General features: G+C 60.5%; 11 protein-coding genes and 1 tRNA gene. 5 read left to right on the top strand and 7 right to left on the bottom strand.

Annotated features, from left to right (window positions below):
- Positions 1-63 precede the first annotated feature (63 nt).
- The 5 genes from iolB to DQ393_RS15625 form a co-directional block, all read right to left on the bottom strand.
- On the bottom strand, positions 64-861 hold the full coding sequence (iolB, locus tag DQ393_RS15605; protein WP_112342679.1) for a 5-deoxy-glucuronate isomerase: 798 nt from the start codon (positions 859-861) through the stop codon (positions 64-66).
- 175 nt (positions 862-1,036) lie between these two features.
- Entirely contained in the window at positions 1,037-1,954 is a 918-nt protein-coding gene (gene iolE, locus DQ393_RS15610; protein WP_112342680.1) for a myo-inosose-2 dehydratase, read from the bottom strand.
- Between the two features lie 66 nt (positions 1,955-2,020).
- On the bottom strand, positions 2,021-3,871 hold the full coding sequence (gene iolD / locus DQ393_RS15615; RefSeq protein ID WP_112342681.1) for a 3D-(3,5/4)-trihydroxycyclohexane-1,2-dione acylhydrolase (decyclizing): 1,851 nt from the start codon (positions 3,869-3,871) through the stop codon (positions 2,021-2,023).
- Positions 3,872-3,896: 25 nt separating this feature from the next.
- Positions 3,897-5,831, bottom strand: coding sequence for a bifunctional 5-dehydro-2-deoxygluconokinase/5-dehydro-2-deoxyphosphogluconate aldolase (locus DQ393_RS15620; protein WP_112342682.1), 1,935 nt, complete (start codon positions 5,829-5,831; stop codon positions 3,897-3,899).
- Positions 5,832-6,009: 178 nt separating this feature from the next.
- Positions 6,010-6,882: a MurR/RpiR family transcriptional regulator gene (locus DQ393_RS15625; RefSeq protein ID WP_112342683.1), complete on the bottom strand. Its 873-nt coding sequence runs from the start codon at positions 6,880-6,882 to the stop codon at positions 6,010-6,012.
- Between the two features lie 232 nt (positions 6,883-7,114).
- On the opposite strand from DQ393_RS15625, the gene DQ393_RS15630 reads away from it, so the two are divergent.
- From DQ393_RS15630 to DQ393_RS15650, 5 genes are all read left to right on the top strand, one after another.
- Entirely contained in the window at positions 7,115-8,233 is a 1,119-nt protein-coding gene (locus DQ393_RS15630; protein ID WP_112342684.1) for a Gfo/Idh/MocA family protein, read from the top strand.
- A 148-nt stretch (positions 8,234-8,381) separates the two neighbouring features.
- Entirely contained in the window at positions 8,382-9,599 is a 1,218-nt protein-coding gene (locus DQ393_RS15635) for an NAD(P)/FAD-dependent oxidoreductase (protein ID WP_112342685.1), read from the top strand.
- Between the two features lie 127 nt (positions 9,600-9,726).
- Positions 9,727-9,816: transfer RNA gene (locus DQ393_RS15640), tRNA-Ser, on the top strand.
- Positions 9,817-10,500: 684 nt separating this feature from the next.
- The gene (locus DQ393_RS15645) at positions 10,501-11,562 is read left to right on the top strand and encodes a porin (RefSeq protein WP_112342686.1); all 1,062 of its coding nucleotides are present in this window, start codon (positions 10,501-10,503) and stop codon (positions 11,560-11,562) included.
- A gap of 443 nt (positions 11,563-12,005) precedes the next feature.
- Positions 12,006-13,073: a porin gene (locus DQ393_RS15650; RefSeq protein WP_112342687.1), complete on the top strand. Its 1,068-nt coding sequence runs from the start codon at positions 12,006-12,008 to the stop codon at positions 13,071-13,073.
- Positions 13,074-13,209: 136 nt separating this feature from the next.
- On the opposite strand, the gene DQ393_RS15655 is transcribed toward DQ393_RS15650, so the two are convergent.
- Together DQ393_RS15655 and DQ393_RS15660 are read right to left on the bottom strand one after the other, a co-directional pair.
- On the bottom strand, positions 13,210-14,103 hold the full coding sequence (locus DQ393_RS15655; protein WP_112342688.1) for an alpha/beta fold hydrolase: 894 nt from the start codon (positions 14,101-14,103) through the stop codon (positions 13,210-13,212).
- Positions 14,104-14,178: 75 nt separating this feature from the next.
- Positions 14,179-16,230: a lytic transglycosylase domain-containing protein gene (locus DQ393_RS15660; protein ID WP_112342689.1), complete on the bottom strand. Its 2,052-nt coding sequence runs from the start codon at positions 16,228-16,230 to the stop codon at positions 14,179-14,181.
- Positions 16,231-16,265 lie beyond the last annotated feature (35 nt).

The raw sequence follows: 16,265 nt of genomic DNA on the forward strand, positions 1-16,265 counted from the left end.
AATGGAAAAGGCCACGCTTTCAGGGCGCGGCCTTTTCGACTCTGAATCGATGTCAGGCGTTATTCAGGACTTCAGCAGCCACTCGTGCTCCACGGCATTGTGGAATTTCCAGATGCGCTTCGGGCCGGCCATAACGTTGAGGTAATAGAGATCGTAGCCGTGGCAGGCGGCGCAAGGGTGATATCCCCTAGGTACCAGCGTCACGTCGCCATCCTCCAGCACCATGACTTCGTCGAGCGACCGATCGTCCGTATAGACGCGCTGAAAGCCGAAACCTTGTGGCGGGTTGAGGCGGTGGTAATAGGTCTCTTCCAGGAAGCTTTCGTTCGGGAGATTGTCCTGATCGTGCTTGTGCGGAGGGTAAGAGGAGGTATGCCCGCCGGGCGTGATCACTTCCACCACGAGCAGCGAATGCGCCGCGCCATCGTCTTCCGGCATGATGTTGTTCACGTAGCGGACGTTGGTGCCCTTGCCGCGCGTCAGCGCCGGATGCGTGCCCGGCGGAATGGCGCGGGCTTCATAGGAGCCACCTCCCGGTGCCGAGCAGACGGCCAGTTCCAGATCGGTCTCGGCGGTTACCGACCAGCTTGAGCCCGAGGGAATATAGAGCGCGTGGGGCGCTCCCTCGAAAGGGCTCATACGCCCGCCGAGCGAGCCGAAATCCTTCGTACCCGCCTTGGCGCTGCCCTTGCCGCTGACCCAGACGAGACAGACCTCGCGATCGCCGGTCTCCCCCGAAGCGGTCTCGCCGGGCTTCAGACGATAGAGGTCGAAGCCGACATAGGTCCAGCCGGCGCTTTCGGGCGTGACATGGGTGACGCGGCCATGGGAGCCGTCAGGTTTGACCTTCAGATTGGGCATGGGTCTGTTCCTCCATTGCTTGGAAAACGCCTCTCACCAGCTTTCAACGCGGGAGAGGGGCGCTCATCTCTCGAGCAATTCCAGGAAAAGTGCGCAGCGGTTTTCCGTCCGGAATTGCTAGATAACAAAGAGCTAGAGCGTTTTCGCGATTCGAAGAAAAGCGGAAGCGCTCTGGCTATCCCTTGGGAAAGCCTTCTGTTTCCACCGTGTAGCCTGCGGCCGTCATGACGCGCATCAGCTCGGCATGGCCGATCTCGGCCATCTTCTGCGGCGGCGCCTTGCGCGGATCCTGCTCGGCCTCGACCACGAACCAGCCTTCATAGCCGTAATCGGCGAAGCGCTGGACGATCGCGCCGAAATCGAGCGAGCCGTCGCCCGGCACCGTGAACGCGCCGAGCGCAACGGCATCGAGGAAGGACTGCCGGCTGCGATCCAGCCCGTCGACGACGGACTTGCGGATATCCTTGACGTGGACATGGTTGATGCGGGCGTGGTGATTGTCGATGGCGCGCAGCACGTTACCGCCGGCAAAGGCCAGGTGACCGGCATCGAGCAGCAGCGGAATGCCTTCACCGGAATTGCGCATGAAGGCGTCGAGTTCCGGCTCGGTTTCGACGACGGCCGCCATGTGATGGTGATAGGAAAGCGGCATGCCCTGGCCGGCACACCATTCGCCGAATTCGGTGACGCGGCGGGCATAGGCCTTCATCTCGTCATCCGAAAGGCGAGGCTTGGTGGCGAGCGGCTTGGATCGATCGCCCTGGATCGAGCGGCCGACTTCGCCATAGACGATGCAAGGCGCATTGACGGCCTTGAACAGCTCGATCATCGGCGCGATGCGATCTTTGTTGGCGGCAAGCTCCTCGTTGACCAGCGTGCCTGAGAACCAGCCGCCGCAAAGCGTTACGTCGGCAGCGCGCAGGATCGGCAGCATCTCATCGGGGTTGCTGGGGAAGCGCCGGCCCTGTTCCATGCCGGTGAAGCCGGCGCCGCGCGACTGGCGCAGGCATTCTTCCAGAGATACGTCGTCGCTGAGCTCCGGAAGATCGTCGTTCCACCAGGCGATGGGCGACATGCCGAGTTTGGCCTTCATCAATGGTCTCCTTGAAAAGCTAATTGGAGGAGCCGAAAGCTCCTCCAGAAAAATGACGGAAATGGATCAGCCGATGCGCTGGGCGGCGCGGGCTTGTTCATAGGCGGCGCGGGCCTTGTTGACCTCGGCGCGCGGGCTGACCTCGGGAACGGCGACATCCCACCAGTGGCCGCCTTCGTCCGTGGTGATCAGCGGATCGGTGTCGATGACGATGACCGAGCTGCGGTCGTTCTTCTTCGAGGCTTCGATGGCTTGTTCCAGCTCCGTGATGGAGGAAACCTTGACCGCAATTGCGCCCATGCTGGCCGCATGCGCCCGGAAGTCGATCTCCGGCATCACTTCGAAGCGCGCATCCTTCAAGAGATTGTTGAAGTTCGCGCCGCCGGTCGCCATCTGCAGGCGGTTGATGCAGCCATAGCCACGGTTGTCGAGCAGGACGACGGTGATCTTCAGGCCGAGCATGACTGATGTCGCTAGTTCGGAATTCAGCATCATATAGGAGCCGTCGCCGACCATGACGACGACATCCTTCTCCGGCCGCGCCATCTTGACGCCAAGGCCACCGGCAATTTCATAGCCCATGCAAGAGAAGCCATATTCCATGTGATAGCTGCCGGGCGCCGTCGCCGGCCAAAGCTTGTGCAGTTCGCCGGGCAGTCCGCCGGCCGCGCAGACCAGAATGCTGTCCTTGCCGCCGAGCGTGCGCGTGACCGCGCCGATGACCTGAGCGTCGGAGGGCAGGGCGGCATTGGTGGTCGCAGTCGCCTTGGCAGCAGCTTCCATCCAGACCTTCTTTTCCCGCGCCGCCTTTTCGGCAAGCGATGCCGGCGCGCGCCAGCCGGTCAGGCCGGCGGAAAGCGCCTTCAGTCCCTCGCGCGCATCCGTCACCAGCGGGTGACTGTTGTGCTTCAGCGCATCATAGGCCGCTATATTGAGGCCGATCATGGCCAGCTTCTCGTTCTTGAACAGCGCCCAGGAGCCGGTGGTGAAATCCTGGCAACGCGTGCCGACGGCGATCACCAGATCGGTATCCTCGGCGATGGCATTGGCCGCCGATGTGCCTGTCACGCCGACAGAGCCGAGCGCGAGAGGATGCGTCTCGTCGATGGCCGATTTGCCCGCCTGCGTGACGACGACGGGGATGTCATGCGCTTCGGCGAAAGCGGCGAGTTCCTTCGTCGCCTGCGAATAGAGCACGCCGCCACCGGCGAGAATGACCGGCTTTTCCGAGCGGCGGATCAGCGAGATGGCATTGGCAAGTTCGTCTGCATCCGGCTGCGGGCGGCGCTGTGTCCAGACATGCTCCTCGAAGAAGCTTTCGGGATAATCAAAGGCTTCGGCTTGCACGTCCTGGCACAACGAAAGCGTCACCGGGCCGCAATCGAGGGGATCGGTCAGCACCTGCATGGCGCGCTTCAGAGCCGAGATGATCTGCTCGGGGCGAGTGATGCGGTCGAAGTAGCGGGAGACCGGGCGGAAGGCGTCATTGGCGGAAACAGTGCCGTCGCCGAAATCCTCGATCTGCTGCAGCACCGGATCGGGCGCGCGGTTGGCAAAGACGTCGCCCGGCAGGAAGAGAACCGGAATACGATTGACATGCGCAACGCCGGCGGCAGTCACCATATTCAGCGCGCCGGGGCCGATGGAGGTCGTGCAGGCCATGAAACGCTGACGGAAGCTCGCCTTGGCATAGGCGATGGCGGCATGGGCCATGCCCTGCTCATTGTGGGCGCGGAAGGTCGGCACCTCCTCGCGCACCTGATAGAGCGCCTCGCCGATGCCCGCGACATTGCCGTGACCGAAGATCGCCCAGACGCCGCCGAAGATCGGCTGCTTCTGTCCGTCGATGATGGTCATCTGCTTCTTGAGGAAATGCGTGACGGCCTGCGCCATCGTCAATCGGATCGTCTTGCCCATCGGGCGCCTCCCAAATGCTTGATTCTCACAGACCGCGGGTTTCAAGCCACGCCGCGGTCAATTGCCGGAAGCGGCCGGTCATGTCGGCAATCGCTTCCTCGTCGTTCATGCCGCCCGAGAGCCACGCGCGGGCCGCATCGGAGAAGATGGTCCGCCCGACGGCGAAGCCCTTGACCGAGGGCGCCGCCAGGGTCGCCTCGAAGCTGCGGATCAGTTCCTCTGCCGGCGCCTCCAGGCCGAGCAGCACGATACCGCGGCACCATGGATCATTTTTGGCAATCACGGCATCGATTTTTTTCCACGCAGCCGCCGATTCCCGCGGCTCCAGCTTCCACCAGTCCGGCTTGATGCCGAGCGCGTAGAGCTCTTCCATCGCCGTCGGGATCGTGTCGTCGGTCAGCGGTCCGTTCTTGCCGGCGATGATCTCGACCAGAAGCTCGCGGCCGACCTTGCGCGCGGCTTCGAAGAGCGTGCGCAGCTTCTCCTGCTGCTCCGCCTTCAATTCTTGCGGATCGTCAGGATGGTAGAAGCATAGGCATTTGATGCAGTGATTGAGCGGCCATTCGACGAGCTGCGAGCCGATATCCTGGCTGAACTCGAATTTCAGCGGCTTGGATCCTGGCAGCTCGACAGGGCGGCCGATCCAGGAGAAATTCTTGGTGGCGGCATCGAAGAAGGCGTCGCGCCCGAAGCGCTCGTCGATCAGCATGCCGTAACCTGGACGGCCGTCGGCCACCCGAGCCGCCGCCTCGACGGCCAGCCGCTTGAAGGCGACGATCTTGTCATGGCCGATGCCCAGCTCATCGCAGACGTTGACGAGCTGCGAGCGATGATCGATCGCAAGCGCCATCAGCAGTGGGATTTCGCCGCCGCGGCGGGTCGTCGCCCAATGAATGTGGTTGATCGCCTCGTCCTTGCGCAGCGCCCTGTGCTTGCTGCCCGTCTTCAGGAAGAAATCGAGCTCCGTCCAGGTCGGGTATTCCGGCGAGCAGAGCAGGCGGGAAACGGCAAAGGCGCCGCAGGCATTCGCCCAGGTGGCGCAGGTCTTCAGCGGCTCGCCGCGCAGATAGCCGCGCAGGAAGCCGGACATGAAGGCGTCGCCTGCACCGAGAACGTTGAAGACCTCGATCGGGAAACCCTGGCCGACAATGCCTGCTTCAAGGTCGTCGGAGATCGGGCCTTCATAGACGATGCAGCCCATGGCGCCGCGCTTGAGCACGATGGTCGCCGGAGAGAGGCGGCGGATTTCTTTGAGCGCGCCGAGCACGTTGTCGACGCCCGAGCCGATCATGATCTCTTCTTCCGTGCCGACGATCAGATCGCAATCCGGCAGCGTCTCCCTCATCTTCGAGGAAACGCGATCCGATTTCACATAACGCTCGAAACCTTCGGCATGGCCGGCGAGGCCCCAGAGGTTCGGCCGGTAATCGATATCGAAGATCACCTTGCGGCCGTTGGCCTTGGCGATGCGGATCGCCTTGCGCTGGGCGGCTTCGGTATTGGGCTTGGAGAAATGCGTGCCGGAGACCAGAACGGCGCCCGCGGACTTGATGAAGCCTTCGTCGACATCGTCTTCGTTGAGCGCCATATCGGCGCAGTCGGACCGGTAGAAGATCATCGGCGAGACGCCTTCGGCCTCGACCGCCAGCAGAACCAGCGCCGTCAGGCGCTCCTTGTCCGTCTTGATCCCATCGATCGCCACACCTTCGCGCGCCGCCTGTTCGCGGATGAAGCGGCCCATCTGCTCGTCGCCGACACGGGTGATCAAGCCGGATTTGAGGCCGAGACGCGCCGTGCCGATGGCGATATTGGCCGGGCAGCCGCCGACCGATTTGGCGAAGGAGGCGATGTCCTCCAGCCGCGAGCCGATCTGCTGACCATAAAGGTCGACGGAGGAGCGACCGATGGTGATCACATCGAGTTTTGTCTCCGGCTGAGCGCCAGGATTGTCGTGTGCCATGATGTCCTCCCGTCGGGGCATTATCTCTTCGCTCCACAGCTTGCGTCGAGATCATGCGTCATTGAAAGTGCCGGTGTTCGTTTCGTTCCGGTTGCGATGGATCGGGCAGCCATCTCCCGTGGCCGTGATCCTGATCGTAGTGAAACATCGGTTCCGAGATTTTGTCAATTCGGAATATTTATTCCATTTTCGTTTTGTCTGCTTTTGTTGTGCCTTTTCGCCGGCGTTCGGCAATGGCGACTGGAAAGGCCATGATCAGCGCCATCGAAGCCGATAGTGAGCGGAAGCCGGCAAAGTCGGACTCGGCCACCTCGAACCAATGGGTTGCGCAGGCGGTGAGCGGGGAAAAGGCCGAATCGGTGATGGCGATGACGGGCACATTGCGCGAGGCGAGATCCTGCGCCTGCGCCAGACTGTCGGCGGCGTAGGGCGAAAAGCTCGCAGCGATGGCGGCGTCCTTCTCCGTGGCGAAGCGGGTGATCTCACCGTCGATGCCGTTCGGCGAGGCGACGATCTGGTGACGTATGTTGAGCTTGGAAAAGGCATAGGTCATATGCGCCGTCAGCGGATAGGAGCGGCGCTTGGCGATCAGATAGATCGTCTCGGCCGCGGCAAGCACGTCGACGGCTTTGGCGAAGGTGTCAGTCTCGATGGTTACGGCGAGCTTGTTGACGGATTGGCTCGCCGCAGAGAGGAAGCCGGAGAGAATGCTGGCCTCTTCGTTCTCTACTGCGGAGCGTTCGAGCGTTACCAGCCGCTCCTCATAGCTCAGCGTCCGGTCGCGCAGCCTTTCGCGGAAGATACTCTGCAGGTCGGAGAAGCCCTCATAACCGAGGTGATGCGCCAGGCGCACGAGCGTGGAAGGTTGAACCTCGGCTGCGGCTGCAATGCTTGCCGTTGTGCCGAAGGCGATCTCATCGGGATTGCCCAACGCGAAGGCGGCAACCTGGGCCAACCGCTTCGGCATGGCATTCTTACGCTCTATGATGGTGCTGCGCAGGCTTTCGAAGTCGCGCGGTACCTTGGTCTGCGTCCCGACATTATTGTCCATACGCCATCCTTAAGCTCCCCAATGCCCGTAATGAAACAAACGTTCCATATTTCCAACGATACCGGATTTTGAATCGTTCGGCACGAATAATTTTAAGATCATGATTTTAAACGTGTAAATATGAATTCTTGTCTGCGGAAGAGATGTCGATGCCATGAGTGCGCTTGTCAAAGCGGTCTAAATATTCCAAAAATCGCGCGATTTCGGGAGCGGATTTGAGGAGGAAGGCCAAATGAAGCCGTTGGGCGTTGGATTGATCGGCACCGGTTATATGGGCAAATGCCATGCGCTGGCATGGAATGCGGTCAAAACCGTATTCGGCGATGTCGCCCGGCCGCGTCTTGTGCATCTTGCCGAAGCCAATGCCGAGCTGGCGAAGGCGCGCGGCGACGAGTTCGGCTTCGAAAAGGCGACGGCCGACTGGCGCGAGCTCATCACAGATCCTGAAGTCGACGTTGTCTCGGTCACGACCCCCAACCAGTTCCACCCGGAAATGGCGATCGCAGCCCTTGAAGCCGGCAAGCATGTCTGGTGCGAAAAGCCGATGGCGCCATCCTATGGCGATGCCGAACGCATGCTGGCTGCGGCCAAGGCCTCGGGCAAGGTCGCCATTCTCGGCTACAACTATATCCAGAACCCGGTCATGCGCCACATCAAGGCACTGATTGCAGAAGACGCGATCGGCGCGGTCAATCACGTCCGCGTCGAGATGGATGAGGATTTCATGGCGGATCCGAACGGCCTCTTCTATTGGAAGAGCGAGCTTGCCTCCGGCTACGGCGCTCTCGATGATTTCGCCGTGCATCCGCTTTCGCTGCTCTGGTTCCTGTTCGGCCATGTCGAGGCTGTCATCACCGATATGATGAAGCCCTATGCCGAACGGCCGGTGAAGGATGGCGGTAGCCGCGCGGTCGAAAACCACGATCTTGCCAATGTGCTGATGCGGCTCGGCGGCGGCATCTCCGCCGTGCTGATGGCCAATCGCTCGGCCTGGGGCCGCAAGGGGCGGATAGCGCTGCAGATCTTCGGCTCCAAAGGCTCGATCTCCTATGACCAGGAGCGCATGAACGAATTCGAGCTCTATCAGGCAGAAGGCAGGGAGAGTGAACAGGGCTTCCGCAAGGTGCTGGCTGCCCCCGCCCACAAGCCCTATGACCGTTTCATTCCGGCGCCCGGCCATGGCCTTGGCTTTAACGATCTGAAGATCATCGAATGCCGTGAGCTGATCCGTGCCATATCCGGCGAGGATGCGTCGGTCGTGGCTTTCAAGGATGGGCTGCGAATCGAGAAATCGGTGCACGCCATGGCCCAATCTTTCCACGAACGGCGTTGGGTCGAAATATCAAGCTGAGCCCGTCGGCCTAACTTTCTCCCGATCCGGGGCGCAGGGTCAGCCGTGATTGACGCTTGCAGGCGCAAGCGCTACCCCTGAGGCACTCAAATGCGTCCCGCCGCATTCGTTCGGGTTGGATCGCTATAGTAATAATGGAGTACGGATCGTGACGGGCAGATTGGTCATAGTCGGGGCCGGGCAGGCAGGTTTTGCGCTCGCCGCCAAATTGCGTGGGCTGGGTGATTCTAGGCCGATCACCATCGTCGGCGCCGAGGAAAGCCTTCCCTACCAGCGGCCGCCGCTGACCAAAAAGTACCTTCTCGGCGAGATGACTTTCGATCGCCTGCTGTTCCGGCCCGAACATTGGTATTCCGACAACAATGTCGAGATTCGCGTGTCGACCTGGGTCGAGCAGATCGATCGCGCCGCAAAGCAGATCATCATGCAGGACGGATCGAGACTGGATTACGACACGCTGGCGCTTGCAACGGGCGCGACGCCGCGTCGCCTGCCGCCGTCCGTCGGCGGTGCGCTGGAGGGCGTCTACCTCGCCCGTGACAAGCGTGACGCCGACCTGCTTGCCGGCGAGATGCGTCCCGGGCGCCGGGTGCTTATCATCGGCGGAGGGTATATCGGCCTTGAGGCGGCCGCCGTCGCACGCCATCGCGGCCTCGAAGTGACCCTCATCGAGATGGGCGACAGGATCCTTCAGCGTGTCGCCGCCAAGGAAACCGCCGATATTTTCAGGGCCATTCATCAGAAGCATGATGTCGTCATTCGCGAGAAGACCGGATTGAAGCAGCTCATCGGCCGCAATGGCCACGTTGCTGCCGCTGAACTTTCCGACGGTTCTACGATCGATGTCGATTTCGTCGTCGTCGGCATCGGCGTTGCGCCCAATGACCGGCTCGCCAAGGAAGCCGGCCTCGAGGTCGGCAATGGCATCGTCGTCGATTCGTTTGCCCGTACCTCCGATCCCTCTATCTTCGCCATGGGCGATTGCGTCGAACTGCCGTGGGAGGGTGGGCGAATCAGGCTCGAATCCGTACAGAATGCCGTCGATCAGGCGGAAGCCGCGGCGGGAATCATAGCCGGCAACGAAAAGGCCTATGACCCGAAGCCGTGGTTCTGGTCGGATCAATATGATGTGAAGCTGCAGATCGCCGGTTTCAATCTTGGTTACGACGAGACATTGCTACGGCCGGGCGCCCGGGAGGGCGCAGCCTCCGTCTGGTATTTCAAGCAGGGTCGTTTCATCGCGGTCGACGCCATAAACGATGCAAAGGCCTATGTTACCGGCAAGAAGCTGCTGGAGACCGGCGCGAATCCATCCAGGGAGGTTCTTGCCGACCCGGCCGCGGATTTGAAGCAGCTGCTGGCCTGACGTAAATTCAGATCGGCCGGACCATGCTTCGGCCGGCAATCGCCTGTTGCTGAATCATGGAAAGAACGTACACAAGCGCGAAAAAGCGCTTGCGTCGATAAATGAATGGCCCTATCAGGGCCGCACCGGAGAGGTGGCCGAGTGGTCGAAGGCGCTCCCCTGCTAAGGGAGTATACCAGAAATGGTATCGTGGGTTCGAATCCCATCTTCTCCGCCATTTTCCCAAAATATCGTGCATTGATCGTAGTCAGTCCCGCAAACGATATAATCGATTTGCCGGATTGGAGTGCGATGTCTGCCATTCCCGTTTATGCGGGGGCAGCTTCGCCCGTCGGGTACGGAGCTTTCCTCGATTCGACAGCCGATATGTAGCCGAACCCCTGGAGCATCTTCGGAATATCGCCGATGCCGTGTCACCCTGTTGCGAATCGCGCGGCGAGAATCGTTCGGGCGCCTGCCTCGATTTGGGACGGCTGCAAGCAAGACTTGTCCGTTCACACTACCGAAAGTCGTCGCCTGAAATGATGCAGATCGCGTCTTTGCTGTCATGGAGATCCCGAAATCGCCGCGGATTGGCCATTTTCCCACCCGTTTGCACATGCCGGGCCTATTGAATTATGTGCCGCCTAAGTACCGGTAGATTAAAGGATTTCTTAACGAAGTCTAAATCTATGTGGCGGTGGTGTTGCTAACTTGTGTCCTTTCGGCAACAGGACTTGCGGAAGGTTCACGCAAATCCCCCTTTCGGAGAAGATGTCGATTGCGTGACAGAGCACGTCTTGTATTTTCACTCTCGGAAGCGAGGGCGATTGATCGTCCACTTCTTGAAACGCGAGAATGAGACAGGGAATACCTTCGGGTAGTTCTCATTTTCGAGATAAAACTTTGACTGGAGGTCAATATGAACATCAAGAGCCTTCTTCTCGGCTCCGCTGCTGCACTCGTAGCAGTTTCCGGTGCTCATGCGGCTGACGCTATCGTCGCCGCTGAGCCTGAGCCGCTTGAATACGTCCGCATCTGCGACGCCTATGGTGCTGGCTACTTCTTCATTCCGGGCACTGAAACCTGCCTCAAGATCGGCGGTAAGGTTCGTACCGAAGGCAAGTGGTACGATGCCTACAACCCGGATGCACGCGACGGTACGATCTGGCACACCCGCGCTGAGTTGAACGTCAACACCGCGACCGACACCGAATACGGTCCGCTGAAGACCGAAACCATCATCCGTTGGGACTGGAATGACGGCAACGCCACCTCCACCAACCTGCTCTGGGCTTACATCAGCCTCGGCGGCTTCACCGTTGGTAAGACGGACTCGCAGTTCAACCAGTTCACCGGTTATGCCGGCGACGTCATCAACGACGACGTGGTCTATGACGGCCCGTACGAACTGAACCAGATCACCTACAACTACGACGCCGGCAACGGCTTCACGGCTGTGATCTCGCTGGAAGATTCCAATTCGGGCCCGGGTGCTACCGGCGCCAATGGCGAAGACAGCTCCGACCACTACGCTCCTGACGTTGTCGCAGGTGTTGGTTACAAGGCCGGCGCGTGGGGCTTCAAGGTCGTCGGCGGTTATGACTCGATCGTCGAAGAAGGCGCTGTCAAGGCTCGTGTTGACGCCGACTTCGGCGCGTTCTCGGCCTTCTTGATGGGCGGCTGGAACACAGATGGCGACAAGCTGAACAAGTATGCCGGCGCTAACGGCGCTGGCTCTGCTTCCGGCATCGGCTGGGGCGACTGGGCAGTTTGGGGCGGCGTTGGCGTTCCGATCAACGAAAAGCTGAAGTGGAACCTGCAGCTCGCCTACACCGACTCGAAAATCTTTGCCGCTACCACGAACGTCAAGTGGAACCCGGTCAAGAACCTGCTCATCGAGCCGGAAGTCTCCTATACCAACTGGGATTCGATCAACGAAGACCAGTGGGCTGGTATCCTCCGCTTCGAACGTACCTTCTAATCTGATCTGACCTCGGTCATAAGATTTTCACTACGGTGAAGGAAAAGCCCGGCCATCGGCCGGGCTTTTTCGTGCTTGCAAGTATTAGCAAACTAAAAAGCTGTATTCGTTGCGGACACTCAGCCGTCATTAAATTCAATCCGCTGAATTCCGTGAATCTTTTAGCTATCCAGAGGATTCGGCTTTCGACGCGGCCGCAGTATGACAGTTTTGCGACGTGATTTTTGTGCAACGCACACTTTGAAACGCCCGTCACAATTGCCGATAGTCTATCTCTGATATTGCTCTGAAAAAAACGATCTGTAGGTTCCAAATCGGAAGCAAGACTTACTGTCTTGGTTCTCCCGGATCAGGGGTCAACTTTTAAAACTAGGTGGGGTAGGGCGCGTCGATTTTCTCGGCGTGATTTCTCATACCTAATTGATATTGAAACTGGAGTTACTATGAACATCAAGAGCCTTCTTCTCGGCTCCGCTGCTGCGCTGGCAGCAGTTTCCGGTGCTCACGCCGCTGACGCTATCGTCGCTGCTGAGCCCGAGCCGCTGGAATACGTCCGCATCTGCGATGCTTACGGTGCTGGCTACTTCTTCATTCCGGGCACGGAAACCTGCCTCAAGATCGGCGGCCGCGTCCGTACGGAAGGCGGCTGGTACAACGCCTACAAGGCTGGCCAGGACGCAGGTGCCCGCGGTACCTACTGGCACACCCGCGCTGAACTCTCCCTCGACACTGCCACCGACACCGAATACGGTCCGCTGAAGACCAATACCGTTGCTCGTTGGGACTGGAACGACGGCAATGCGACCACGACGAAGCTCCTCTGGGCCAATATCAGCCTCGGCGGTTTCCTCGTCGGCAAGGCCGATTCGGTCTACTCGACCTTCCTCGGCTATGCCGGCGACGTCATCAACGACGACGTGATCGAATACGGCATCAACGGCACCGACGAACTGAACCAGATCACCTACAAGTATGATGCCGGCAACGGCTTCACGGCTGTGATCTCGCTGGAAGATTCCAATTCCGGCACGGGCGCAACCGGTGCGAACGGCGAAGACAGCTCCGACCACTACGCTCCGGACGTTGTCGCAGGTGTTGGCTACAAGGCCGGCGCATGGCAGTTCCGCGTCGTCGGCGGCTATGACTCCATCGTTGAAGAAGGCGCCGTCAAGGCTCGTGTCGATGCCGACTTCGGCGTTCTCACCGCTTTCGTCATGGGCGGCTGGAACACCGATGGCGACAAGCTCAACAAGTATGCCGGTGCCGGCGGTGCTGGTCTCGGCTGGGGCGACTGGGCCGTCTGGGGCGGCGTTGGCGTTCCGATCAACGAAAAGCTAAAGTGGAACCTGCAGCTTTCCTACGACGATCTGAAGACTTTCGCCGCGACGACGAACGTCAAGTTCAACCCCGTCAAGGACCTGCTGATCGAGCCGGAAGTGACCTACGTCAACTACGACGCCGTCAACAAGGATACCTGGGCTGGTATCCTCCGCTTCCAGCGCACCTTCTAATTCGGCTCGCCGAATCGAATTTGACAGATCTTCCGATCAGACCTCCGATCGGAAGAGAAAAGGCCCGGTCTCCCACCGGGCCTTTTTGTTCCCGCCTTCTTGTTCCCTAGGAACCGAGCAATTTGAGGTGCCATCCTCAAAGCCCCGAGATGAAATCTCGGATTGCGTCTGGAATATCGCCGAGATGCAGGATTGGGGCATGGCCTTGTCCATTGGCGATCTTGACGATGGTGCCTGGATGGCGTTTTGCCATCTCGTCGGTCGTGGATTGCGCAAGCAGCTTCGAATTCTCGCCGCGAATCACCATCAGCGGAATATCCTGAAATCCCTCAAACTGCGTCCAAAGATCGGGAATCGGCGCTTCCAGATCGAGTGCCTGCATCTGGGCCGCAATGGCGGGATCGTAATCGGCAACCGGTTTGCCGTCGACAGCGGTGTAGATCGCTCGCGCCATGCCCCGCCAATCCTCTTCGGCAAGCGCCGTAAAGGCGCTGCCATGGTTTTCCCGCAGGATCTCGACCGCCTCGCTCCAACTGGCGGGTTTCCTGTCGCGGTTGAGATAGTCGCGAATATCCGCCAGCCCGATCTTTTCCAGGACGGGACCGATATCGTTGAGGATGACCGCTTTCAGGACATCCGGTCGACTGGCCGCAAGCATATGCAGGATCAGACCGCCGCGTGACGTGCCGACGAAGATGGCTTGCTTGATATCGAGAGCGGCGCAAACTGTCAGCACGTCCTGCGCTTCGACGAGCAGATTGTAATGGGATTTGTCGGGATCCCGTTCGGATAGGCCGCGCCCGCGAGCGTCCAGTGTGATCACCCTGCGTGGGGCCGGGGAATCCCGCGACAGAAGCAGCGCCAATTGGTGAAAATCACGCGAATTGCGTGTCAGCCCCGGCAGGCAGAAGACGGGCGTGGGGTTCAGTATCGCCGCTTTGTCACCGGCATAATCCCGCACATGAAGCTTCAGGCCGTCCGTGGCCGGGATGGTTCTGGCAAGGAACCCGCTTTGATCGTCACTGCGCATGCATCGTCCCTCATGCTTCGGATATTACGAGGGATGTAACGGCATTTCCGTAAGGCGTACAACCGCGGTCCCGTGTTAACCGCGGCCCTTGACCAGATCCTGTACGATGTCGGCTTTTTGTCCGAGGCGCGCCTTGTAGACCTGATAGTTTTCCATGACCCGCTGGACATAGTTTCGCGTCTCGGGGAAGGGAATACGCTCGATCCAGTCGATCACGTCGTCGAGCGACTTGCCGCGCGGGTCGCCATAGCGGCTGATCCATTCCGGCACCTTGTTCGGCCCGGCATTGTAGGCGATGAAGGTGAGGATGTAGGATCCGCCGAAGGTGTCGATCTGCTCGCCGAGGTAATGAGCGCCAAGCGTGGCGTTATAGCCCGCATCCTGCGTTAACTTATCGGCGGAGTAGGCCATTCCGTGCCGGCCGGCAACGGCCTTTGCCGTCTTCGGCAGCAGCTGCAGCAGGCCCCGCGCATTGGCGGAGGAAACCGCGGCCGGATTGAAGGCGCTTTCCTGCCGGGCGATGGCGTAGGCGAGCGCCTTGCCGGAGCCGGAGATATTGGCGTTGTCCGGAATGACGCCGATCGGAAAGGCGAGTGCCGCCACGTCGACGCCGCGCCCATAGGCGATCTTGCCGATCTGCAGTGAAAGCTGATGATTGCCGGAGCGCTCGGCTCGAGCGGCCAGCAGGGCGATTTCGCCTGGGCTCTCCAGCTGTTTTGCCAGGGCGCGATAGAGCGCCTCCCCACGCCAGCCATGTCCTGCCGCCTCGAGCCGCGAGATCGCCTGCACCGCTTCGCGCTGCTGAAAGCGCTGACGGTCGACAGGTGAGGGGGAGGGATAGCTGACATTCAGCGTGCGGCGGCCGAGCTTTTCGGCTGCGAGCTGTCCATAGAACGTGCTCGGATAGGAGGCGGCCTTCGCGTAGAAATCGGCCGATTTGCCCGGGCCGCCCGCTTCGGCCGCGCGGCCGAGCCAGTACCAGCCGCGCGATTGCGAGATCGGCCCGTTCGAGACCTGCAGGATCTTGCGGAAATGGCTTGCCGCGCTTGCGCCGTCCTGCAGGCCGCGCAGAGCGTACCAGCCGGCATGGAATTCGGCCTCGCCGACATCCTGCGGGCTTTCCGCGACACTGGCATCGACAACACGATAGGCCGCCTTGAATTCACCCTGGTCCACCAGGCCGCGGCTGACGATGCGCTGCTCGTTCCACCATTGGCCGGGGCTGACAAGCGCGCTGCGGTCGCGCGGCATTTGCGCCAGCAGATTGGCGGCGTCGTCATATCTGTTTTGGCGGCGCAGGTTTTCGATCCGCATGAAGAGATAGGCGGGATCCTTACGCCATTGCGCATCGACGGCTGCAATCAGCGCGTCAGCCTTCGGCGAGCGGTCATTGACAGCGGCCCAAGCCTTGTAGAGCGATTGCGCCTTGCCGAGATCGCCGAAGCGTTTGGCCTGCGCAGTCCGGTCGCGGTAAAGCAGATACTCCATGCGCGCCTTGTGATCGGCAGGCGACAGCAGGCTGGGGAATTCTGCGAGAATCTTGTCTTCAAGCGCCTTGTCGAGTGGCTCGTCACGCCAGATCTTGCGGATCAGCTTGCCGGCTTGAGCTGAAGAGCCGCGCGCCATGAGCGCGCGCGAGAGGATGATGCTGCCCTCCACGGTCTCCGGCTGCGAGCTGCCGAAGGCGGCAAGGACTTGATCCGTTGCCGGATTTTCTAAGTAGAGCGCTCGCTCGGAATTGGCGCGCAGGCTGCCGAGACCAGGCCAGCCCGCGAGCTCGCGAGCGGCGCTGGCGATCTCACCCGAGGGAATGCCAGGCTGGCCCGAAGTGGCAATCGCCCAGGTCAGGATATGGCGATCAAGCGTGCCTTCGTCCATGCTGTTGCGGATGGCAAGCGCCTGCATCGGCTTCTTGTTGGAAAGCGCGTCCAGGCCGGCCTTCAGGTCTCCGATCACCGGCGCGATGGTGCCGCCGCGCGGGATCGCGGCCGTGCTTATGGGATCCGTCGCCATGGCGAGATCGGCGCTGGCGCGTGTGGATTGCTGCTGACCGGGAAGCTGCGACGCCACGGCGCCCCAAGCCACCGCCAAGCCCACGGCGGTCCAGATCATGACTGGTCTCTTCATCCGGCTACTCACAAAACAAACGGTCCCATTCCATT

Origin of the sequence: Martinezella tropici (assembly GCF_003287875.1) — a bacterium.
GTDB classification, from domain to species: Bacteria; Pseudomonadota; Alphaproteobacteria; order Rhizobiales; family Rhizobiaceae; genus Rhizobium; species Rhizobium tropici_C.

What these genes read in the sequence shown, in the direction of transcription:
- iolB (WP_112342679.1), bottom strand. Translation starts at nt 861, where the DNA reads ATGCCCAATCTGAAGGTCAAACCTGACGGCTCCCATGGCCGCGTCACC.
- iolE (WP_112342680.1), bottom strand. Translation starts at nt 1,954, where the DNA reads ATGAAGGCCAAACTCGGCATGTCGCCCATCGCCTGGTGGAACGACGAT.
- iolD (WP_112342681.1), bottom strand. Translation starts at nt 3,871, where the DNA reads ATGGGCAAGACGATCCGATTGACGATGGCGCAGGCCGTCACGCATTTC.
- DQ393_RS15620 (WP_112342682.1), bottom strand. Translation starts at nt 5,831, where the DNA reads ATGGCACACGACAATCCTGGCGCTCAGCCGGAGACAAAACTCGATGTG.
- DQ393_RS15625 (WP_112342683.1), bottom strand. Translation starts at nt 6,882, where the DNA reads ATGGACAATAATGTCGGGACGCAGACCAAGGTACCGCGCGACTTCGAA.
- DQ393_RS15630 (WP_112342684.1), top strand. Translation starts at nt 7,115, where the DNA reads ATGAAGCCGTTGGGCGTTGGATTGATCGGCACCGGTTATATGGGCAAA.
- DQ393_RS15645 (WP_112342686.1), top strand. Translation starts at nt 10,501, where the DNA reads ATGAACATCAAGAGCCTTCTTCTCGGCTCCGCTGCTGCACTCGTAGCA.
- DQ393_RS15650 (WP_112342687.1), top strand. Translation starts at nt 12,006, where the DNA reads ATGAACATCAAGAGCCTTCTTCTCGGCTCCGCTGCTGCGCTGGCAGCA.
- DQ393_RS15655 (WP_112342688.1), bottom strand. Translation starts at nt 14,103, where the DNA reads ATGCGCAGTGACGATCAAAGCGGGTTCCTTGCCAGAACCATCCCGGCC.
- DQ393_RS15660 (WP_112342689.1), bottom strand. Translation starts at nt 16,230, where the DNA reads ATGAAGAGACCAGTCATGATCTGGACCGCCGTGGGCTTGGCGGTGGCT.